General features: G+C 54.0%; 22 protein-coding genes and 1 other annotated feature. Of the genes, 3 read left to right on the top strand and 19 right to left on the bottom strand.

The genetic code is table 11. The features are described from left to right. Positions 1–394: 394 nt before the first annotated feature. From btuD to AC2AXP_RS05430, 4 genes are all read right to left on the bottom strand, one after another. Positions 395–1150, bottom strand: a complete 756-nt coding sequence (gene btuD, locus AC2AXP_RS05445; RefSeq protein ID WP_039992756.1) for a vitamin B12 ABC transporter ATP-binding protein BtuD — start codon at positions 1148–1150, stop codon at positions 395–397. A 15-nt stretch (positions 1151–1165) separates the two neighbouring features. Next, a complete protein-coding gene (locus AC2AXP_RS05440; RefSeq protein WP_004963650.1) occupies positions 1166–1717 on the bottom strand; it encodes a glutathione peroxidase in 552 nt (183 codons plus the stop codon). A 42-nt stretch (positions 1718–1759) separates the two neighbouring features. Beyond that, entirely contained in the window at positions 1760–2767 is a 1008-nt protein-coding gene (gene btuC, locus AC2AXP_RS05435; protein ID WP_004963656.1) for a vitamin B12 ABC transporter permease BtuC, read from the bottom strand. A gap of 178 nt (positions 2768–2945) precedes the next feature. After that, positions 2946–3413, bottom strand: coding sequence for a DUF2502 domain-containing protein (locus tag AC2AXP_RS05430; RefSeq protein ID WP_071586674.1), 468 nt, complete (start codon positions 3411–3413; stop codon positions 2946–2948). Positions 3414–3643: 230 nt separating this feature from the next. Between AC2AXP_RS05430 and AC2AXP_RS05425 the strand changes: the two genes are divergently transcribed. Further along, a complete protein-coding gene (locus AC2AXP_RS05425; protein ID WP_484381461.1) occupies positions 3644–3778 on the top strand; it encodes a hypothetical protein in 135 nt (44 codons plus the stop codon). 212 nt (positions 3779–3990) lie between these two features. On the opposite strand, the gene ihfA is transcribed toward AC2AXP_RS05425, so the two are convergent. The 9 genes from ihfA to AC2AXP_RS05380 all read right to left on the bottom strand — a co-directional run bounded on the left by ihfA (position 3991) and on the right by AC2AXP_RS05380 (position 12199). Then, positions 3991–4287 carry an integration host factor subunit alpha gene (gene ihfA / locus AC2AXP_RS05420; protein WP_004943604.1) on the bottom strand — a complete coding sequence of 99 codons (297 nt, stop codon included), beginning with the start codon at positions 4285–4287 and terminating at the stop codon, positions 3991–3993. A gap of 4 nt (positions 4288–4291) precedes the next feature. Continuing rightward, positions 4292–6679 (bottom strand): phenylalanine--tRNA ligase subunit beta, encoded by a 2388-nt coding sequence (gene pheT / locus AC2AXP_RS05415; RefSeq protein WP_004963665.1) that lies wholly within the window; start codon positions 6677–6679, stop codon positions 4292–4294. Positions 6680–6693: 14 nt separating this feature from the next. Next, the gene (gene pheS / locus AC2AXP_RS05410) at positions 6694–7677 is read right to left on the bottom strand and encodes a phenylalanine--tRNA ligase subunit alpha (RefSeq protein ID WP_004963667.1); all 984 of its coding nucleotides are present in this window, start codon (positions 7675–7677) and stop codon (positions 6694–6696) included. A gap of 202 nt (positions 7678–7879) precedes the next feature. Further along, positions 7880–8003: a sequence feature (Phe leader region), on the bottom strand. Then, entirely contained in the window at positions 7954–7998 is a 45-nt protein-coding gene (gene pheM, locus AC2AXP_RS05405; protein WP_121626058.1) for a pheST operon leader peptide PheM, read from the bottom strand. It overlaps the preceding feature by 45 nt. Before the next feature lie 111 nt (positions 8004–8114). Then, a complete protein-coding gene (gene rplT / locus AC2AXP_RS05400; protein ID WP_004963673.1) occupies positions 8115–8471 on the bottom strand; it encodes a 50S ribosomal protein L20 in 357 nt (118 codons plus the stop codon). A 43-nt stretch (positions 8472–8514) separates the two neighbouring features. After that, the gene (gene rpmI / locus AC2AXP_RS05395) at positions 8515–8712 is read right to left on the bottom strand and encodes a 50S ribosomal protein L35 (protein WP_004931418.1); all 198 of its coding nucleotides are present in this window, start codon (positions 8710–8712) and stop codon (positions 8515–8517) included. 98 nt (positions 8713–8810) lie between these two features. After that, on the bottom strand, positions 8811–9362 hold the full coding sequence (gene infC / locus AC2AXP_RS05390; protein WP_071586675.1) for a translation initiation factor IF-3: 552 nt from the start codon (positions 9360–9362) through the stop codon (positions 8811–8813). A 3-nt stretch (positions 9363–9365) separates the two neighbouring features. Continuing rightward, on the bottom strand, positions 9366–11294 hold the full coding sequence (gene thrS / locus AC2AXP_RS05385) for a threonine--tRNA ligase (protein ID WP_039992165.1): 1929 nt from the start codon (positions 11292–11294) through the stop codon (positions 9366–9368). 569 nt (positions 11295–11863) lie between these two features. Further along, positions 11864–12199 (bottom strand): hypothetical protein, encoded by a 336-nt coding sequence (locus tag AC2AXP_RS05380; protein WP_484381460.1) that lies wholly within the window; start codon positions 12197–12199, stop codon positions 11864–11866. A gap of 251 nt (positions 12200–12450) precedes the next feature. Between AC2AXP_RS05380 and AC2AXP_RS05375 the strand changes: the two genes are divergently transcribed. Next, positions 12451–13140 (top strand): MarC family NAAT transporter, encoded by a 690-nt coding sequence (locus AC2AXP_RS05375; RefSeq protein ID WP_004963684.1) that lies wholly within the window; start codon positions 12451–12453, stop codon positions 13138–13140. A gap of 71 nt (positions 13141–13211) precedes the next feature. On the opposite strand, the gene AC2AXP_RS05370 is transcribed toward AC2AXP_RS05375, so the two are convergent. The 6 genes from AC2AXP_RS05370 to AC2AXP_RS05345 all read right to left on the bottom strand — a co-directional run bounded on the left by AC2AXP_RS05370 (position 13212) and on the right by AC2AXP_RS05345 (position 21080). Continuing rightward, positions 13212–14345 (bottom strand): ABC transporter substrate-binding protein, encoded by a 1134-nt coding sequence (locus tag AC2AXP_RS05370; protein ID WP_039992166.1) that lies wholly within the window; start codon positions 14343–14345, stop codon positions 13212–13214. Positions 14346–14492: 147 nt separating this feature from the next. Then, a complete protein-coding gene (locus AC2AXP_RS05365; protein ID WP_039992168.1) occupies positions 14493–15776 on the bottom strand; it encodes an SLC5/6 family protein in 1284 nt (427 codons plus the stop codon). A 463-nt stretch (positions 15777–16239) separates the two neighbouring features. Beyond that, entirely contained in the window at positions 16240–17580 is a 1341-nt protein-coding gene (locus AC2AXP_RS05360) for a c-type cytochrome (RefSeq protein WP_484381459.1), read from the bottom strand. A gap of 12 nt (positions 17581–17592) precedes the next feature. Further along, positions 17593–19377: a GMC family oxidoreductase gene (locus tag AC2AXP_RS05355; protein WP_088499679.1), complete on the bottom strand. Its 1785-nt coding sequence runs from the start codon at positions 19375–19377 to the stop codon at positions 17593–17595. 2 nt (positions 19378–19379) lie between these two features. After that, the gene (locus tag AC2AXP_RS05350) at positions 19380–20108 is read right to left on the bottom strand and encodes a gluconate 2-dehydrogenase subunit 3 family protein (protein ID WP_039992169.1); all 729 of its coding nucleotides are present in this window, start codon (positions 20106–20108) and stop codon (positions 19380–19382) included. A gap of 306 nt (positions 20109–20414) precedes the next feature. Further along, complete coding sequence (locus AC2AXP_RS05345) at positions 20415–21080, bottom strand: transglycosylase SLT domain-containing protein (RefSeq protein ID WP_039992170.1); 666 nt, start codon at positions 21078–21080, stop codon at positions 20415–20417. A 109-nt stretch (positions 21081–21189) separates the two neighbouring features. Here AC2AXP_RS05345 and ghoS point away from each other — a divergent pair, with 109 nt between their 5' ends. Beyond that, positions 21190–21489 carry a type V toxin-antitoxin system endoribonuclease antitoxin GhoS gene (ghoS, locus tag AC2AXP_RS05340; RefSeq protein ID WP_004963708.1) on the top strand — a complete coding sequence of 100 codons (300 nt, stop codon included), beginning with the start codon at positions 21190–21192 and terminating at the stop codon, positions 21487–21489. Positions 21490–21611: the final 122 nt, after the last annotated feature.

Here is a 21611-nt window from a genome sequence, read left to right as displayed (position 1 = left end):
CAAACGTATCGGATTTGCTTTAGCGCCACTGTAAATCTCTTTTATTTAACGGACATTAAACGCAAGAGAGAATCACTTCGGTGGTTTTATAGCCAATCTACGGGTTGAAGCTTAACTAAACCTTAAGAAAAAATTATTTCCTTAAGCCAATCCACTGCCAATACCGTTTTTATATCAATAATAAAATAATGTTAAAAAACAACTGGATAAATAAATAACAATGAGTTACTTAATTTCATTGAACTTAAATAAGTATAGGAAAAATTCGATTATTTTCAAGCGAGGCCGCATAACTGCCATCAGGAAGGGAATAATAACCGGCAGGCTATTCAATTATTTTAGTTATGTTTGTTTACCATCCGTTGATACTGTCATAATAATGCCATACGTCATTTTACGCGGTACGGGTCATGATCCAGCGCTGGTCGCCCACCGCGTGCAAATGAAAATCGACATCATAGATTTTCGACAGGTTATCAGGTTGCATCACATCGCGGGTCGCTCCCTGCGCGACCACCTGACCGGCATGCAGCAACCATACCCGATCGGCCTGCTGCAACGTGTGGTTAAGATCGTGCGCGCATACCAGCGCACAGCGACCCGTTTGGCAAAACTCGCGCAGCAGGCGATCCAGCGCCACTTTCTGCGCCACGTCCAGGCTATTGGTCGGCTCATCCAGCAATAATAACCGACCGTGCGGGTTGATGGTCGGCCATACCTGCAGCAATACCGATGCCAGGCGCACACGCTGCCATTCGCCGCCGGAGAGCTGGGTCAGCATACGCGACAGCTTGTCCGTCAGTTTCAGGCGCTGGCACAGATAATAAATGGTGCTTTCCAGCGGCCGTTCGTCAACGCCCGCTGGCTGATGCAGCGCCAGGTATTGAAACACCGGCATCAGCGCCACCGGCGGCTGTTGCTGGCTAAGGTAGGCGCGTCGCTGCGCCAGTTGCTCGCCCGGATATGCGGCCAGCGCGCGGCCAGCCAGCTTTATCTCACCTTCCCCGGGCAGCATACCCGCCAGACGTGCCAACAGCGTACTTTTACCTGCACCATTCGGGCCGATAAGATGCACCTGCAGCCCAGCATCAATATGTGCCGAAAACGGCGCCAGACGCCCCGTGACCCCAACCTGGTCGAGCTGCAGCATGCCGTCCTCCATTGTTTACTTTGCCAACGCCATGTTAATCGCATCCGTAATGATCGGATCTTCCGGTTCCATGTCTGGTGCAAAGCGCTGGATAACGTTACCGTCACGGCCAATCAGGAACTTCTCGAAGTTCCAGAGGATATCACCACGCTGTTTTGGTCCCTGATCTTTACTGATGCGACGCGCCATAAACTCGCTGCCTGCCGGTGCAACCGCTTCCGGAACGGCGGCAATCAGCGCCCGGTACAGTGGATGACGCTGCTCGCCGTTGACCTCGATTTTGCTGAACATCGGGAATTTCACACCGAAGGTGCCGCGACAAAAAGCCTGAATCTGTTCATTACTGCCCGGCTCTTGCCCCAGGAACTGATTACATGGGAAACCGAGCACTTCAAACCCCTGCGAGTGATAGGTTTCATACAGGCTTTCCAGCCCTTGGTACTGTTTGGTCAGCCCACATTCCGACGCCACGTTAACCACCAGCAGTACGCTGCCGTGATATTTTTCCAGCGTGGTCGATTGGTGCTCAATGGTATCGACTGGGATCTGATAAATGGATTGCGTCATAAGTAGGTATCCTGTTGTTTTGATTGCAGGTGAACGGAAGGGTTACCTTACGCTCTTTACGCGGGTCAGTAACCAGATAAATAACGGCGCCCCGAGCGTGGCGGTGACCACGCCAATCGGCAGCTCCGCAGACAGCAAGGCGATACGTGCCACTACGTCCGCCGCCAGCAACACGCCGGCGCCGGCCAGCGCACACCCTGGCAGCAGGTAGCGCTGGTCTGTCAGGCCACTGAGGCGCAATATATGCGGGATCACCAGCCCGACAAAACCGATCACGCCGGCCAGCGCCACGCTGACGCCGACCAACCAGCCGATGGCCATCACCAGAATATTACGCCACAGGTGCAGTGAAAGACCGAGCTGACGCGCCTGCAGTTCACCCAACGCCATAAAATTAAGCGCCTTGCCCTGCCCGCATAACCACAGCAACACCGGCAATAACGCGAATACCAACCATTTTTGTCGCCAGTCAACGCCGCCAAACCCGCCCATCATCCAATACATCAATTGGCGCAGATCGAGACTGGAACTGAAATAGACCGCCCAGGTCATCAGTGCACTGCATACGATGCCCAGCGCCACCCCGACCAACAGCAAACGTGCGTTGGTCAAGCGACGCCGACGGGCGAAGCTCAGTAACAGAAAGGTCATCAGCAATGCGCCGAAAATCGCGCTGAGGCTCATCATGGCAACAGGCAACAGGCCGTTACCCAGCAACACCGTCAACACCAGCGCTACGCCAGCACCGTTGGCGACCCCCAGCAACCCCGGCTCCGCCAGCGGGTTTTCAAATAGCGCCTGCATCACCGCACCGGCCACCGCCAGGCTGGCGCCGACCAGCAACACGGCCAGCGCACGCGGCAAGCGCAGTTGCCAGACAAAAAGCTGTGCGGACTCGCTGAGCCACTGGGTTGGCCATAACCAAACGTCGCCGGCGCTGAGGCTAATCACAAACGCCAATGTCACGCCGATACTCAGCAACAATAGCTGACGTTTGTCACGCTGACGCTGATTTTGCAGCAATACGGTAAAAGTCTGGCTGGTCGGCATACGCGTGGAAGTTCCCTGTCGGCCGTGAGAATGGCCAGATAATTGACGTCTTGGGTCAAATATTAGGGGGTTAGCGCCGTCAGGGGAAGTGTTTGTAAAGCAGAAACCAGGGAAAACGGCGGCTGATGCTGTCGCTCACGCTTGATGAACGCAAAATCAACCGCCGCGGCGTCAATACTCAGCCATGCGCGCCGTTGCCATGCTGCGAATAAGGCCGGTCATCGTGTCGAGCGCCACGATCGTTGCCATTGCCCTCTCCCCGTGCGTGCTCATGGCGGTCGTGATTATTGCCCGGCCCTCTGTCATGGTCATCATGCTGCGGACGATCGTGGTGGTCATCATGGCGTTGGCCACCGTCGTGATGCCCGCCATTACCGCCTGGGCCATAACCGCGCGGCGGTGAATGCTGCCAACGACCGCCATCCCAATAATAACCGCGGGCATTGCGTTCGCCAAAGCCCCGTCCCTGGTGGGCATGCCACCATTGTGGCGGACGCCAGTCGTAGCCATCCCAGTAGTACCCGCGATGATCCCGATCGCCAAGATGCACGGATGCGCCAGGTACATTGATATCGATAGAAACCTCCGCCTGCGCCGCCAACGGCAGCAACAGCGGTAAACATACCAGCAACAGCCTCTTTTTCATTTACGTCTTCTCTCTATTTTGCAGCTGGCTCTTTTATAACAAGGAGGTTATTTATCGCCTATTGCTCTTTGGCCTATTTTCGTATCGTTTGCAACTCCTTTACGCAATGCTTACGTTTAAATCAAGGTTATTTAATTACTATAAGCGCTAGCGGTATATAACCATTTACTGACCAACCGTAGCTTCGCTCGGTATTTATAGCCCCATGAAATTCAACCAGAGATATTATTATGAAACGTATCGGAATGTTCATCACCATCACCCTGCTGGCCGCCACGCTCAGCGCCTGCTGCTGCGGGCCGCACCGGGGCGGCGGCCATTATGGTGGCCCAGGCGACTCACACCACCATTACGATCGTCGTTAATCGTCTGGGGGCCACGCCCCCTTTTTTATCTTATTAAAGAAGTACCAAAGAAGACTAAGACAATAAGAAAACTCCGCAATTACTGCCAAGCAAAAAGATTATGCACAAAAGGTAAAATAAAATAACGACAAGAGGATTGATTATCGTCAGGTCAATAAACCGTGATACTAAAGAAAAAGGCCGCAGTAGCGGCCTTTTTTGTTTTACGCAAGTTACTCTTTCGGGCTCGCGTTTTCCACCCGGCTTTTCAACTTTTGCCCCGGACGGAAAGTCACCACGCGGCGCGCCGTAATAGGAATGTCCTCGCCGGTTTTCGGGTTACGTCCCGGACGTTGGTTCTTGTCACGCAGATCAAAATTGCCAAAACCTGACAGTTTCACCTGCTCGCCGTTCTCCAGAGCTCTGCGGACCTCTTCAAAGAACAGTTCTACCAGGTCTTTAGCGTCCCGTTTGCTAAGCCCGAGCTTTTCAAACAGGTGTTCTGACATTTCAGCTTTAGTAAGCGCCATAGGTTCAATCCCTCAAGGATGCTTGGAATCGCTGTTTTAGAGCCTCTACACATTTTGCAACGGTAGCTGCTATCTCCTCTTCTTCCAGTGTACGAGCGGTATCCTGCAATACCAGACTGATAGCCAGGCTCTTATCACCCTCTGCCACGCCCTTGCCACGGTACACATCAAACAAGTTTACGCCAACTACCTGATTTGCGCCAACTTTCTTACACTCTGCCAAAATATCTTCTGCCGGAACGTTTTCAGCCACCACCACAGCGATATCTCGACGGTTTGCCGGGAAGCGAGAAATCTCCCTCGCCTGAGGCACGACGCGGGTTGCGACCTTGTTCCACTCCAGTTCAAACACCACGGTACGGCCGTTAAGATCCAGTTTACGTTCAAGTTCCGGATGAACCACACCGATGAAACCGATACGCTCACCGTGCAAATAAATTGCCGCACTCTGCCCCGGGTGCAATGCCGGATTGGCCTCCGACTTGAACTGAATGTCGGACAATTTGCCCGTCAGCTCGAGTACAGATTCCAGATCTCCTTTTAAATCATAGAAGTCTACCGGCTTTCTTGCCAGATCCCAGTGTTCGTCATGGGTATGGCCGGCGATCACCCCTGCCAGCATGACGTCCTGACGGATAGCCAGATTTGCCGTACTATCAGGCACAAAGCGCAGGCCGCTTTCAAACAGTCGCAGGCGGGTCTGCTGGCGGTTCTGGTTATACACCACCGCAGATAACAGGCCAGTCCACAGCGACAGACGCATCGCGGACATCTCAACCGAAATCGGGCTTGGCAAGATCAGCGCGTCTTCATTCGGGTGCAGCAGCGCCTGAACTTTAGGATCGACAAAGCTATAGGTGATCGCTTCCTGATAGCCGTGATCGACCAGCAGAGTTTTCACGCGTTTCAGCGTTAAATCCGCTTCGCGGTGTTTGGTCATCTCCAGATCGGCACGCACCGGCACGTCAGGAATATTGTTGTAGCCGTATATACGCGCCACCTCTTCCACCAGATCTTCTTCGATTTCCATATCGAAACGCCAGCTTGGCGCCACTGCCTGCCAGTTTTCGCCTTGCTCGCTAACTTCACAGCCCAGACGGCGCAAGATGTCGCTCACCTGTTCGCTTGGCACAGGGTGACCGATCAGGCGATCCAGTTTTTCACGACGCAGCGTAATAGTCGCGCGCTTCGGCAAGCTGCTTTCATTGGTCACGTCAATCACCGGGCCAACCTGACCGCCGCAAATGGCAACCAGCAAGCGGGTAGCGCGTTCCATTGCCTGGTATTGCAAGGCCGGATCAACGCCGCGCTCATAGCGGTGTGAGGCATCGGTATGCAGACCATGGCGACGCGCACGACCGGCAATCGACAACGGGCTGAAGAATGCGCATTCCAGCAGGACGTCCTGCGTAGCGTCATTGACTCCAGAGTGTTCGCCGCCGAAGATGCCGCCCATCGCCAACGCCTGTTGATGATCGGCGATCACCAAGGTATCGGCGTTCAGTTTGGCCTGGCTGCCGTCCAGCAGCGTCAGGGTTTCGCCTTCGTGGGCCATACGTACCACAATGCCGCCGGCAATGCGGCTCAGATCGAAGGCGTGCATTGGCTGACCCAGCTCAAGCAGCACGTAGTTGGTGACATCAACCACCGCATCGATTGAACGAATACCGCAACGGCGCAGTTTTTCGCGCATCCACAGCGGCGTTGGCGCCTTGACGTTGATACCTTTGATCACGCGGCCCAGATAACGCGGACAAGCCTCTGGCGCCTCAATGCGAATCGGCAGCGTATCGCTAATGGTCGCGGCAACCGGGCTCATGTCCGGCAGGGTCAATGCCTGCTGGTTCAATACGCCGACGTCGCGCGCAACGCCGATGATGCCCAGGCAGTCGGCACGGTTTGGCGTGACGCTGATTTCAATGGTGTTGTCGTCAAGCTGCAGATATTCACGAATATCGCTGCCGATTGGCGCGTCTTCCGGCAGTTCAATGATGCCATCGTGATCGTCGGAAATACCCAGCTCGGAAAATGAGCACAGCATGCCTTCCGACGGTTCGCCGCGCAGTTTCGCGGCCTTGATTTTGAAATCACCCGGCAATACGGCACCGACGGTGGCCACCGCCACTTTCAGGCCACTACGACAGTTTGGCGCGCCGCAGACAATGTCCAGCAGACGATCGCCGCCGACGTTAACCTTGGTAACGCGCAGTTTGTCGGCATTGGGGTGCTGACCGCACTCAACCACCTGCCCGACAACCACCCCGTTAAAGGCACCGGAGACGGGTTCTACGCCGTCCACTTCCAGGCCGGCCATGGTGATTTGATCGGATAATGCTTCGCTGCTGACGGCCGGGTTTACCCACTCGCGCAACCAGAGTTCACTGAATTTCATGTGATATTCCCGCCTTACTTAAACTGTTTGAGGAAACGCAGATCGTTTTCGAAGAATGCGCGCAGATCGGTGACGCCGTAACGCAGCATCGTCAGGCGCTCCATGCCCATACCGAAGGCGAAGCCGGAATAGACTTCCGGATCGATACCCACGTTGCGCAATACGTTCGGGTGCACCATGCCGCAGCCCAGAACTTCCAGCCACTTGCCGTTTTTGCCCATCACGTCCACTTCGGCGGACGGTTCAGTAAACGGGAAGTAAGATGGGCGGAAACGAACCTGCAGATCTTCCTCAAAGAAGTTGTTCAGGAAATCGTGCAGCGTACCTTTCAGATTGGTGAAACTGATGTTCTTATCAACGATCAGCCCTTCCATCTGGTGGAACATCGGTGTGTGGGTCTGGTCGTAATCGTTACGATACACGCGGCCCGGTGCAATGATGCGGATTGGCGGCTGTTGGTTCTTCATGGTGCGGATCTGCACGCCGGAAGTCTGGGTGCGCAGCAGGCGCGTGGCGTCAAACCAGAAAGTATCGTGATCGGCGCGCGCCGGGTGATGCCCTGGGATATTCAGTGCGTCAAAGTTGTGATAATCGTCTTCAATTTCCGGACCGGTGGCAACCGAAAAGCCCAGTTCGCCAAAGAAGGTTTCAATACGGTCGATGGTGCGCGTTACCGGGTGCAGACCGCCGTTTTCCAAACGACGTCCCGGCAGGGAGACATCGATGGTTTCTTCCGCCAGACGGGCGTTCAGCGCAGCAGACTCCAGCGTGTTCCTGCGTGCATTCAGCGCATCCTGAACCTGCTGTTTTGCCTGGTTGATCACTGCCCCGGCCGCCGGACGTTCTTCTGCCGGCAAGTCACGCAGCGATTGCATCTGCAAGGTAAAATGGCCTTTCTTGCCTAAATATTCGACGCGTACCAAATCCAACGCGGCAACATCCTGGGCATCTTCTACGGCTGCTTTGGCATTGGCAACCAGCTCTGCGAGATGTGGCATTGCTTTCCTCTTCCTTTGGCCGATATGGCCCTAAGTAATTGTTATCTATTATTCGAACACGCCTTTCGCAAATCTTCAAAGAATTTCACGTCGTAGCCAGGCAGCCAACTGAGCATCCCCAGACGCTTACTCACGTCAGTGACTGGGGTAAACGGGTGCAGCCAACAACGCTACGGCTTGAAAGGCGAAGAAGACGGACAAAAACAAAAAAGCCTCCACAGGGGAGGCTTAGGCGCTACTTTTCGTTTCTTTTCTTACGCGCAAAGCCTCCTGAAATCAGGCGCTAAAGTAAAAAAAGAAACGGAAAATAGCAGCGTGCATGCTTGCGTTACCTTATGCATTGGTTGAACACCAGTGATATAGCGTCAGCCAATAAAAGTCAATATTTGTTGGATTACAAAGATTAAAAGAGGGAGCAAGCCCCCTCTTCTACTGACTTACGCCAGTGCTGCTTTCGCTTTTTCAACCAGTGCGCCAAAGGCCACTTTGTCGAATACGGCGATGTCAGCCAGGATCTTACGGTCGATTTCAATAGAGGCTTTTTTCAGGCCATTAATGAATTTGCTGTAAGACAGACCGTTCTGACGGGCAGCTGCGTTGATACGTGCAATCCACAGCTGACGGAACTGACGCTTACGTTGACGACGGTCACGGTAAGCATACTGACCTGCTTTGATTACTGCCTGGAAGGCAACACGATAAACGCGCGAACGGGCACCGTAGTAGCCTTTCGCTTGTTTCAAAATTTTCTTGTGACGTGCGCGTGCAATTACACCACGTTTTACGCGAGCCATATGCTCTCTCCTAAAGTCTTATTCTTGATTCAAAAAAAGTGGCTTATGCGTACGGCAGGCACGCAGTAACCAGGACCAGATCGTTCTTAGACACCATGCCTTTTGGACGCAGGTGACGTTTACGCTTGGTTGCTTTTTTGGTCAGAATATGACGCAGGTTAGCATGTTTACGCTTAAAGCCACCGCTGCCGGTTTTTTTGAAGCGCTTGGCTGCACCACGTACAGTTTTAATCTTAGGCATTTTAATTAAATCCACTTCGCATTGTTAAACAACGAATCAGTGAGGCGAATAAAACCCGCACAACGCAAGCGCCGCGCGGGATTCATTACTTGGAAGCCTTACTGTTTCTTCTTGGGTGCGAGCACCATGATCATCTGACGACCTTCGATCTTCGTAGGGAAGGATTCGACAACGGCCAGATCAGAATCTTCACACAGGTCTTTACGGACGCGGTTAAGCACTTCCATACCGATCTGTTGGTGCGCCATTTCACGCCCACGGAAACGCAGGGTGATTTTGGCTTTATCGCCATCTTCCAGAAAGCGAATCAGGTTGCGTAGTTTGACCTGATAGTCGCCATCATCGGTACCAGGTCGGAATTTGATTTCCTTGACCTGAATAACTTTTTGCTTCTTCTTCTGTTCTTTTGTCGACTTGCTCTTCTCGTAGAGGAATTTGCCGTAATCCATGATTCGGCAAACTGGCGGTTCGGCATTTGGGCTGATTTCTACTAAATCAACGCCCGCTTCCTCAGCTTTTTCAAGAGCTTCATTCAGACTGACAATACCAATCTGCTCGCCATCGACGCCGGTTAGGCGAACTTCTTGCGCGCGAATTTCTCTGTTAATGCGATTAGGACGCGCCGGTTGAACTCGTTTTCCGCCTTTAATACTTTATTCCTCCAGTTGATGAAGACTACGGCTGCGGATCTCTTTTTGCAGCTTGTCTACGACTTCATTTACGTCCAGGCTCCCCAGGTCTTTGCCACGGCGGGTACGAACGGCAACTTTGCCTGCTTCGACCTCTTTGTCACCGCACACCAACATGTAAGGAACTCGACGTAAAGTATGTTCGCGAATTTTAAAGCCAATCTTCTCATTTCTCAAGTCTGCTTTCACCCGAATACCTGCATCTTGCAGTTTTTTGGTTAATTGCTGGACATAATCAGACTGGCTATCGGTGATATTCATCACCACCACCTGTACCGGGGCAATCCAGGTCGGGTAGAACCCGGCGTATTCTTCGGTCAGAATACCGATGAAACGCTCCATGGAGCCCAGAATGGCACGGTGAATCATTACCGGCACTACGCGTTCGTTGTTTTCGCCGACGTACGACGCGCCTAAACGGCCCGGTAAGAAGAAATCGAGCTGCACGGTACCACATTGCCAGGCACGATCCAAACAATCATGCAGGGTAAATTCAATTTTTGGTCCGTAGAAGGCCCCCTCACCCGGCTGATATTCAAACGGAATGCCGTTTTCGGTCAGTGCGGCGGCCAAGTCTTCCTCGGCTCGGGTCCACATGTCATCGGTACCGATGCGCTTCTCCGGACGGGTGGACAACTTCACCGCGATCTTTTCGAAACCAAAAGTACCGTAGACATCATAGACCATACGGATGCATTCGTTGACTTCGGCGCGCACCTGATCTTCGGTACAGAAGATATGGGCGTCATCCTGGGTAAATCCACGTACGCGCATCAGACCATGCAGCGAGCCAGACGGTTCGTTGCGGTGGCAACTGCCGAACTCACCCATGCGCAGCGGCAGATCGCGGTAAGACTTCAGGCCCTGATTGAAGATCTGTACGTGTCCCGGGCAGTTCATCGGCTTGATGCAATATTCACGGTTTTCTGATGACGTAGTGAACATCGCGTCTTTATAGTTTTCCCAGTGCCCGGTTTTTTCCCACAGCACGCGGTCCATCATGAACGGACCCTTCACTTCCTGATACTGGTACTCTTTGAGCTTCATACGCACAAAGGCTTCCAGCTCGCGGAAGATAGTCCAGCCGTCGTTGTGCCAGAACACCATGCCCGGCGCTTCTTCCTGCATATGGTACAGATCGAGCTGCTTGCCGATTTTGCGGTGGTCGCGCTTGGCAGCTTCTTCCAGACGTTGCAGATAAGCGTTCAGCTGCTTTTTATCCGCCCAGGCGGTACCGTAGATGCGTTGCAGCATTTTATTTTTGCTGTCGCCGCGCCAGTAGGCGCCCGAAATCTTCTGCAATTTGAAATGATGGCAGAAACGCATGTTCGGCACGTGCGGGCCGCGGCACATGTCGATGTATTCTTCATGGTGATACAGGCCAGGACGATCGTCATGGCTGATGTTCTCATCCAGAATGGCCACTTTGTAGCTTTCGCCACGGGCGGCAAAGGCGTCACGGGCCTCTTGCCAGCTGACCTTCTGTTTGATGACATCGTAATCTTTGTCGGCCAATTCGTGCATCCGCTTTTCCAGCAGATCCAGGTCTTCCTGCGTCAGGGTATGGTCAAGGTCAACGTCATAATAGAAACCGTTGTCGATTACCGGGCCGATGGCCATTTTGGTGTTCGGCCACAGCTGTTTGATGGCATGACCCAGCAGGTGCGCACAGGAGTGGCGCAGAATTTCCAGGCCTTCGGCATCTTTGGCGGTAATGATCGCCAATTGCGCATCGGATTCAATCAGATCGCTGGCGTCGACCAGTTCACCGTTTACCCGACCGGCGATACAGGCTTTAGCCAGACCGGGTCCGATATCACGGGCAACATCCATAGGGGAAACGGCATGGTCGAAGTGACGCTGACTTCCGTCAGGAAGAGTAATAACAGGCATTAATAATTCCTTATCTACAGTGGTGACCCACACGACAGATCACATGAAGAAATACAATATCGTTTAACTACATGAGGTTATCGACGCTATCCGGCTTTACCCTGCCGAATATATACACGCATAGGTACACAATTTAAAATGCACTATGTTGTTACGCCATAACGGAACGGCGATTGTAGCACCCAAAGAAGCGGTGCATCCAGCCACCTTTTTTGATATTCCATGCTAAATACCACGCAGCTGCGCGCTCAGCAGCTGCCGGAGATACGCCGCTGCCTGAGTGCGGCATACAATCACCGCGGCCAGTTCAGCAGGCATACAAGGGAGGCGAACGGGAAAGTAACATTGGCGGCGGAACAATAGCGTAAACGACGGCGCTGGCAATGGATATCTCGAACGCCGCTGTCGACGAAGCTGACGACGGCGTAATGCATAAGGTTCGGTGCCAGGTGCGGCAAATAGGTCAACCGCCAGACATGAGTCGCCGAGCACTGCCGGCGCAGGCAAACGCCAGAGACCAAGCTCGTCCCCCGCGCTTGCCGCCGGCCAGGATAGCGGGCTGCCGATGGCTACTTTTTGTTGCCAGGCTGGTTTTTTTGCTCCGTCAGGCAACGCTGGCATTCGGCTGCCGAATCGTCGCAATTCCTGGTCGGCACGCTGGTCAGGCATTGTTTATGCTCGGTGCACAGCTCTGCACAAGCCCCTTCCGTGCCCCTGGCTCCCAGGGATCCCGGCCCCTTGATACCGCGCTCGGTGATGCCGCTGCCCTGCTCGTCATTCTCTGCGGCGGGCGCGGCCGAGCGACCATTTTTGCTGGCGGGCGCTTGCGACGGTGTGTCTTCAGCACTGGAAAAGCCGGCAAATGTGGCGAACAGAATTGCGCCCAATAAAATGAGTTGTTTCATGCGTGCCTCCACCTGTGATTAATCCCGCTCGGTTAGCAAGAAAGGAATAATTATAGTTGTTGGCCTGACGCTTGACGAACTCAGGAGCCGCAAGCCTGTCGCTTGCCACGCTGCCGTTCCTCCGGTTGGCAGCCCGTGACGCCGTCAATTGTCTGTATTCACCATCGAATAAATAACAGTTTGCCGCAACGAGTACACAGGCTACCCTGAATACAGGGTAACGTTTCAGCATGTTCAGGAGATGGGGTTCGATGTACAGCATTTTGCAATTATTCCAGGCCGTTGGGCTCGGGCTGGTATTACTGTTGCCTCTGGCTAACCCACTGACGACCGTTGCACTGTTGTTGGGACTTTCCGGCAATATGACGCGTGAAGAGCGCAACAACCAGTCACGCATGGCATCCATTTACGTGTTCTTTATCATGACGGTGTCGTTTTACGCCGGTCAGTTGGTGATGAGTACCTTCGGCATTTCGATTCCCGGCTTACGTATTGCCGGCGGGCTGATCGTCGCCTTTATCGGTTTTCGCATGCTGTTTCCCCAGCAAACGCCTGATGAAGCACCGGAGGTCGAACTTAAAACCACCGAACTGCGGCGTAAATCCTCGGCCAATATCGCCTTCGTGCCGCTGGCAATGCCCAGCACCGCCGGGCCGGGCACCATCGCGATGATCATCAGCTCCGCTTCCAGCATCAAGGAAAACACCCTCGGCTTTGCGCACTGGGTATTGCTGACGGCACCCGTGGCGACGTTTTTAGCGGTATCGTTGATCCTTTGGGCCTGCCTGCGCAGCTCTGGCGCGATCATGAAACTGGTCGGTCAAAGCGGCATCGAGGCCATTTCACGTCTGATGGGGTTCCTGCTGGTGTGTATGGGTGTGCAATTTATTATCAACGGCATTCTGGAACTGATCGCCAACTATACGCCGGGCGCTTACTGACTGGCCGCGCACAACCCTAGCTGCTGGCGATGATACGGTGGGAAGAGGCCTTCCCACCGTCGATACCGTCATTACTTGCCGGCTGGCGCCTGTGCGCCCAGGATCCCCTGGCCTTCAGGCACTTCGGTAAAGCGTTTGAGGATCTCGCTGTAGGTGTTCGCCGGATCAAGATCCTGGAACTGGCTGGGGTAGATAAACTTCGCCAGGTATTCCAGCCCGACGATGTTGTATGGATGGTTATAGAAGTTGTGATAAATGCCGTAGAAACGTTGATCTTTGATCGCCTTGACCTGCGCAAACCCCGGCCGCTGCTTCATGCGAGCAAATGCGGCATCCACCTGCTCTTTAGTGACACCGTAACCAAAAGGCACCGCGGCGTTGGTTTTGCTAGCCCACTGCGAGCCGGAAACGATGTACACATCCGGTTTCATACTGATGACTTTTTCCAATGAAACATCGCCGGTAGCGCCCGGCAGCAGTTCAGAGCCGATATTGCGCGCGCCCACCGCTTCCACCATACCGCCCCAACCAACGTGGGCATGGGTAAAGCAGCAGGATTCCAGCCCATTCAGACCGGCCTTGGCTTCCACGAACACCAGCGGCTTGGGCTCAACGGATGTGGTTTTATCGATGATGTGCTGATAATGCTGTTGGTAATAGTCGGTGTATTGCTTGGCTTCTTTTTCACGATCCAGCGCTTCACCGAGCAAGGTGACGCTCTTCGGCGTGTTTTCTACCGGCTTTAGCATGGTATCGATAAACAGTACCGGTACCCCCAGGCTTTTCAACTGCGCCAACACACCGGTCTGCTCCAGTGACGGCTTGGAACGCAACTGTGCAATCATCAAATCGGGCTGCTTGGCAATGACGCTTTCCAAATTGACTTCGCCCTTGTCGCTAAACCCCATGTCGATGACATTGTTGGCTTCCGGCCATTTGCTTTTCAGAATGTCCCAGGTCGCCCCATCGCTCTTCTTCAGCAGATTATTCCACGCCACCAGCCGGCTAAACGGATCGGCACGATCCAACAACGCCAGCGTCAGAATATCGCGCCCATCCTGTACCACCACGCGTTTCGGCTCTTGTTTAAGCGTGATGCTCTGCCCTGCGGTATCGGTCAGCGTCAGCGGATAGCTGGTCGCCAGCGCCTGGGTGGAAAAAATGCCAGCACAGGCCAGTAGCAGCGAGGTCATTCGACGTTGCACATGAAACTCCTTAGCGAAAATATCAACCAGGGAATAGTAATGAGAATTGCTTGCATTATCAAAGTTGAACGGTTTTTTGCGACGGTTTAATTGAAAACAGCTGTAACCGGAGGGAACGGCGCACCCGCATCGGGTGCGCCGGCAAAACTATATCAGACCATAAATCAGGGCCGACAGCGCAATCAGCCCCATCAGTAGCACAAAGACGTTACTGAGCGCACGATACTGGCGCATGGCGGGCACCGTACGCACCGCATACATCGGCAGGATGAATAAGATTGCCGCAATCAGCGGGCCGCTGATGGTTTCAATAATATGCAACGCACTCGGGTTCCATACCGTCGCCGCCCAGGTCAGCAGAAACAGCACCACCGCGGAAATACGCTGCGTGGTGCGTGCCGCCAACGGCTTACCGATGGCGCGCGTCAGGCCGTCAATCAGGCTGGTCGCCCCTTCCGTTACCCCCAGTGAGGTGCCAAGAAACGATTTGGCCATCGCCAGCATCGCCATTACCGGCCCAAGATAGGCGATAAACGGGTTGGAGAACTTATTCGCCAGCGTGGTCAGCACCGTGATGTTCTGCTCCTTCGCCTGTTGCATATCGTCATAAGACAAACTGAGCACACAGCTAAAAACAAAAAACAGCACGGTAATGCAGATCAGTACATAGCTGTAGCGCATGATACGCGCGCAACGACGTTCTGCCTTATCGCCATACAGGCTCTTCTGCGTTGAGGCAAAAGACGAAATGATTGGCGCATGACTGAAGGAAAACACCATCACCGGCACCGCCAGCCACAGTGAATGCCATAACGCTGGACTATCGACGCGAGTGCTCGCCAAGCCACTGACAAAATGGGCAGTATTCCAATGCGGCAACAGATAAAGCGAAATGCCCATCAAGAAAACCAACAATGGGAATACCAGAATGCCCATCGCCGCAACGATACCGTCCTTGCCACGCAATAGCACCAGGTTCAGCACTGCCACCACCGCCAGGCTCAGCCACAGGCGTGGCGGTGGCGTAACGTGAAACTGGTGGATCAGGAAGTTGTCCAGCGCGTTAGTGATCGAAATGCTGTACACCAATACGATCGGGAAGAACGCCAGCAGGTACAGCACCATGATGATTTTGCCGGCCAGCACGCCAAAATGCTCGACCACCACATCGTGAATATTGCCATCGCGGCTGGAGCCCGAAAGAACAAAACGGCTCAGGGCCCGATGCGGCAAATAGGTCAACGGAAACGCAAACAGCGCCATCAGCAGCAGCACCAGTGGGCCATTCAGCCCGGCGTTAATCGGTAAAAACAGCGTGCCGGCACCCACCGCCGTAGCATACAGGCCAAACATCCAAACGGAGTCGGTTTTATTCCATTTGGCCGATGGCGTCGCCGCCAGCGTGCCTGAATCTGGAGAAATAGTACTCATGAGACAACTTACCCTAATCTGTAACGACAGCGATTGCGCTCAACGGAACATCCCTCTCCGCGAAAACTAAATAGAAAAAACAATGCATTAACGCAGAATTTCATTCTTGTGACTGATAAAAAGACGGCAAAGGATAATTAAAAATGCAGGTTAGGTCTATATTTATGCGGCTGACCGACTACTTTATCAGCAACATCAACCAAAGAATGGCCATTTATTCAGCAGAAAATGTGGCGATGGTAGGCGAAGAGGCGCAAGGATGTGAGAAGGAATTGACGATAAAGCCGCGCCAGAACAGGGAACACAGGTTAGCATTCATAGAGACGGTAGTTTTGAAGGTTTAGGGGGTGTTTTGGCGAATATAAACCTAAACGTTCTGACTGCCGTTTTCTATTGGTTCACGCTAATACGCGATGAACCAAAAAAAGGCCTCTTGCGAGGCCTTTATCATCAGCAAGCAAGCTTACTTCGCCGCGTCCGGGTGATCCGGCACCTGGGCGCTGCCCATCGCCTTTTCATCACGGATCATCGAGCGATCCTTACGTACATCGGCAACATCGGCGGCGCTGATGGCCTTGGCGTCGTTGCCCCAGCTGGAGCGGATAAAGTTCACTACATCCGCCACCTGCCGATCGTCAAGACGCCAGCCGAACGGCGGCATGGTGATGTTGGACACCGCCCCCTTCACCGCTGGCGTGGTGTTGCCGGTCAATACGATGTGGATAAGCGAAGTTGCATCGTCGGTTTGTACGACCGGATTGCCCTTCAAGGCCGGGAAGGCGCGTTTGTAGCCCACGCCGTCGGTACGGTGGCATGCCGCACAGTTATCAACGTACAGCGCCGCGCCAGGCTTGCTGTCGTCGCCGCGCCACAGATCTTTCGCCACGCTGTCCGCTACCGGTGCCGCTGTCTGCTGCTTGCCGTCTTTTGGCGGTAGCGTTTTCAGGTAGCGGGCAATCGCCGTCAGATCCTCGTCGGTCAGATATTGCAGGCTGTGCTCGACCACATCGCTCATGCCGCCAAACACGATGGCCTTGTCGTTGCGACCGGTTTTCAGGAACTCGGTGAGCTCCGCTTCGCTCCAACTGCCCAGCCCATCCTTATGGTCGCCGCGCAGGCTGGAAGCAACCCAACCGTCGATTGGCGCATTGCTACCGGACAGGTAGTCATAGCCCTCGTTATTGCTCAGCGCCTTCTCTTGCATGGTGATGCTGCGTGGCGTGTGGCAGGCACCGCAGTGCCCCAACCCTTCAACCAGATAACGCCCACGCTCGATCAGCGGATCGGCGTTGGCATCGGCGACAAAGTCCGCCGGCGTCGGGGCGAACACGCCGCGCCAGATGCTCAGCGGCCAGCGCATCGACAACGGCCACGGAATGTCGGATTCACGATTAGCCTCTTCCACTGCCGGTACGCCATGCATAAAGTAGGCATACATGGCGCGCATGTCATCTTCCTTGATCAAGGCAAACGACGGATAAGGCATCGCCGGGTACAGGGTGCTGCCATTTTTGGCGACGCCTTTACGTACCGCGTTATCGAAATCCTCGAAGCTATAGTCACCGATGCCGGTTTTCTTGTCTGGCGTAATATTGGTGGAATATATGGTGCCGATCGGCGTTTCCATCGCCAAACCGCCAGCGAACGCTTTGCCGCTTTTGCCATTGGTGTGACAAGCCACGCAGTCGCCGGCACGCGCCAGATACTCACCGCGCTTGATAAGCTCGCTGCTCACCGTCGCATCCTGCGCGAAGGCCGACACACTCAGCGCACTGAAAACCAGTGCAGAAACAATTGTTTTCATCACTCGCCGTCCTTATGCCTGCACCAATGGGCCTGGGTTCTTCAGATACTGCTCGCGGATAGCCCGGGCAGACCAGTACGCCAGCGCCGCGACGGTGCCGGTCGGGTTGTAGCCCAGCCCTTGCGGGAAGGCAGACGCGCCAATCGAAAACACGTTGTGTACGTCCCAGCTTTGCAGATAGCGGTTTACCGCGCTGGTCTGCGGGTTTTCGCCCATCACCGCGCCGCCGTTCATGTGGGTGGTCTGGTAGCTGGTGGTGTCAAAATGGCTGTCGGCGTTTTTCGGACTGCCGATAATGTGTTTCGGGTTCATCGCCTTGGCAATCGGAGCCATCTTGTTGAACATGAACTGCGCCATCTTGATGTCGTTTTCCTGCCAGTCGAAGGTCATGCGCAGCAACGGCTGACCGAACACGTTTTTGTAGTTCGGGTCGAGGTCCAGATAGTTGTTGCGGTAAGACTGGTGCGCACCGTGCGCATCCATCGATACATGATGGGTGTAGGCATCCGCTACCGCCGCCTTCCATTCGCTGCCCCAGGCCGGGGTGCCGGCCGGTGTCGGCAAGCCCGAAATCGGCTTGGTACCCGCCTGGTTGACCCAGAATGGCGAGCCGCCGACAAAGCCCTCTTTGGCGTGATCGAAGTTGTCTGCGTTGAAGTCGTCAACGCCAACGCCGTTGCCGCCCGCACCGATAAACGGATTGGTGTGCACGTTTTTATCGAAGAACGCTTTAATGGTGGTCATGTTCTGATAGGCAAAGTTACGCCCCACCACCCCTTCTCCGGTCAGCGGATCGTACGGTTTGCCGATGCCGGACAGCAGCATCAGGTGTACATTGTGGAACTGGAACGCTCCCAGGATCACCAGATCGGCCGGTTGTTCCACTTCACGCCCCTGTGCGTCGATGTAATTCACGCCGGTAGCGCGTTTTTTATCGTCGGTCAGGTTCACTTTCAGTACGTTGGCGTTGGTGCGCAGCTCGAAACGTTTCTCCATACGCAGCGCTGGCAGAATATTCACGTTCGGCGAGGCTTTGGAATACATGTAGCAGGCGTAACCGCTACAGAAGCCACAAAAGTTGCATGGCCCCATCTGAGCGCCGTATGGATTGGTGTAAGAGTCCGAGGTATTGGCCGACGGCAGGTTATATGGATGATAACCGACCTCGGTCGCCGCTTTTTGGAACAGTTGCGCAGAGTAGGTATTCTTTTGCGCCGGCAGCGGGAAATCGTCGGAACGATCTGGCGCGAACGGGTTGCCCCCCTTGCCTGCACCAACCACTTTCCCCTTGATCGACCACGCGCTGCCGGAGGTGCCAAACACCTTCTCCGCCTTGTCAAAGTACGGTTCCAGCTCGTCGTAGGTCACGCCGAAGTCCTGGATGGTCATATCCTTGGGAATGAAGTTTTTGCCATAGCGCTCTTCATAATGGCTGCGCATGCGCAGTTCGATCGGATCGATGCGGAAATGTACCCCAGACCAGTGCAGTCCGGCACCGCCCACGCCGGTACCCGGCAGGAATGCCGCCAACTGACGGTATGGCACCGCGGTCTGGCTGCTGTTATGGCGAATGGTCACCGTGCTTTTCGACAAGTCCTGGAACAGTTTGCGGCGAATATTATAGGTAAGTTCGTCGATAACCTGCGGATAGGAACCGTCCGGGTAGGTATCGCGCATCGGCCCACGCTCCAGCGCAACCACGTTCAGCCCCGCTTCGGTCAGCTCCTTGGCCATGATGGCGCCAACCCAGCCAAACCCGACGATCACCACGTCCTTTTTCTTCATTAGCGTTGCCATTGTTATCCTCTCTCCCCACGAATCGAAACCGGTGGGAAGGGATAACGTTCCCCTCGCTCAACCCAGTCCATAAAGTCGGCGCGCGCACCCGGAAAATTAATCAGCTTCCAGCCAACCATGTCTTTATTACCGCCATGGATCGGATCGCTGAAGAAACCTTCGCGGGTGTTTTGCAGCAGGTAGGAGAAAAACAGCTTGGCGGGCACCTGTTCGAACTCGGCTTCACCAGCTTCCATCTGTTTCAGCATCGCGTCCTGTTGTGCGCCATCCAACTGGGCAAACACCTTGCCATGCTGCTTTTTGCTGTAACCGTCGGCGTCGGCGATGCCCAGATTGTAAATCTGCTTTGGCACCAGCGGTAACTGATAACCCAGCTCCTTAGGTACGTCCGGGTTGAATGGCCCCTGCATATACCAGATGGCACCGGTGGCATAGGGAGTATTCATCTGGCGATCGATAAATTCCGGCACGCCAGCTTCCAGCGCGCCTGGGCCACGATCGTCGGCCGGGATCAACCGCGCCACCGCGGCGTTGATAAAGGCCCACTCTTCCGGCGTGAAGAAAGTGGGTTGATAAGCGTCAGTTGTTGCGGGTGTGTTACTGGCAGCATTGGCGGCTGCCGGCGCGGTCAAAGCCCCGACGCTACTGCCGCCAATCACCGCAGCAGGGATCAGGGTCATCGATTTGAGTAAGAAATCGCGCCGCGAATTGTTAGTTTTATCGTCCGACATATCACATTCCATCCAAAGATAATCACAACTATTTAACCTCAACCGTGCGGTTGATGTGGGTTTTAAACATAATTTGTAACTTTTTTGTCTATTTATTGAAGGCCAAAAAATAATCTTTAGCAAAAATGTTACCGGTAACTTATTGAATGGACGCAAAGAATTGACCACAGCCGACAAATTGACTTTTTGTGCTGTTTTCTGGCTAACGGCAGGAGAAATAACGAAAAATGAGATATTCGACGGGTTTGCGCGCTTAAGAAAGTAAAAAAACCGGCCAGGAAGGCGCCGGTTTTTCACGGGTTCGGGTTATTGCTGCATCGCCTGGTAAGCGGTTGTCACCTTCCACAGGTAACGCGGCGCCTGCGGTGCTGGGTGTTTCTTCTGTATGTGCTGGTAAAACTCGTCCGGGCTCATTTGGTTGATGCGGTTCACCGCCACCCGCTTGTCCGAAGAGAAGGTGCGCAGCATCGCGCCAGCACCATTGACGTAGGAGACGATGGTAGCGTATTGCAGAGTTTTAGGGTTGGTAATCCCGGCTAGCTGTTGGCTTTGAAGAATATTGATATAGGCCGTTCCCAGATCAATATTGACCGCCGGATCTTTTAATTCTCGCGAACTGGGTTGCCCCTTTTTGCCCTTCATACGATAGGCATCACGCCCGGCAGTAGAGGCTTTCAACTGCATCAGCCCCACGGCATTGGAGGTGCTGACCACGCTTGGATTAAATCCGGATTCAACCTGGATAATCGCCTTGATCAGCGTTTCATCCACGCCGTAATGGCTGGCGGCCTGGCTGATATAGTCGTTGTAGGCAACCGGGGTGCCGGTGCGGTTGACCGGTGCCTGCGGCGGCGGCTGCAACCACCCTCCCTTGCCTGTGCCACTGCCCGTTGTGCTGCTGGTTGTCTGCGGGTCTTTCGCGCACCCCGCCAAAAGCGTAATTGCCATCAGGCAACCAATTTTTGTTTTCACAGAATCCCTCACTCCTTTCAATGAGTTGCGTAGCAGAGGCAACGTGTAAGGACGCCTGCATTCATTTTTTGGTCTATTCTCATGCTATCCATATACCAAGAGGTGATTTATGAGTCAATCTGCGACCAGGTGTTTTGTGGTGACTTTTCGCTACCAGGAAGAAGGATTAACTGATTTGGCGAAGCTTACCGGACAATTGACCCGCGAAGGTTTCACCACTGCGCTGACGGATAAAGACGGAGTTTCGCACGAGTTGGGCAGCAATAGCTTTGCGCTGATAACCTCACTGGATCAAGCAGATACCGAAAAACTGGCACAAGGACTCGGGCAGGTTGCGTTAGGAAAAACGCCAGAAGTGTCGATATCTACTTATGACGAGTATGTTAAACAGTTACACACCGATAACTAGTTACATACGGATACATTAAATGCTATAACTCACCGGACGGTATTATTTGTTGATGCTGGAATCAACCTGTCGTCAGTTGCTTGTGACGCTTGACTTCATGATAAATGATATTGATAATCATT

It is taken from the genome of Serratia sp. Sp408 (assembly GCF_057180665.1).
Note: the sequence above shows the minus strand (reverse complement) of the source record. Positions and strands in the feature narration are given on the sequence as shown.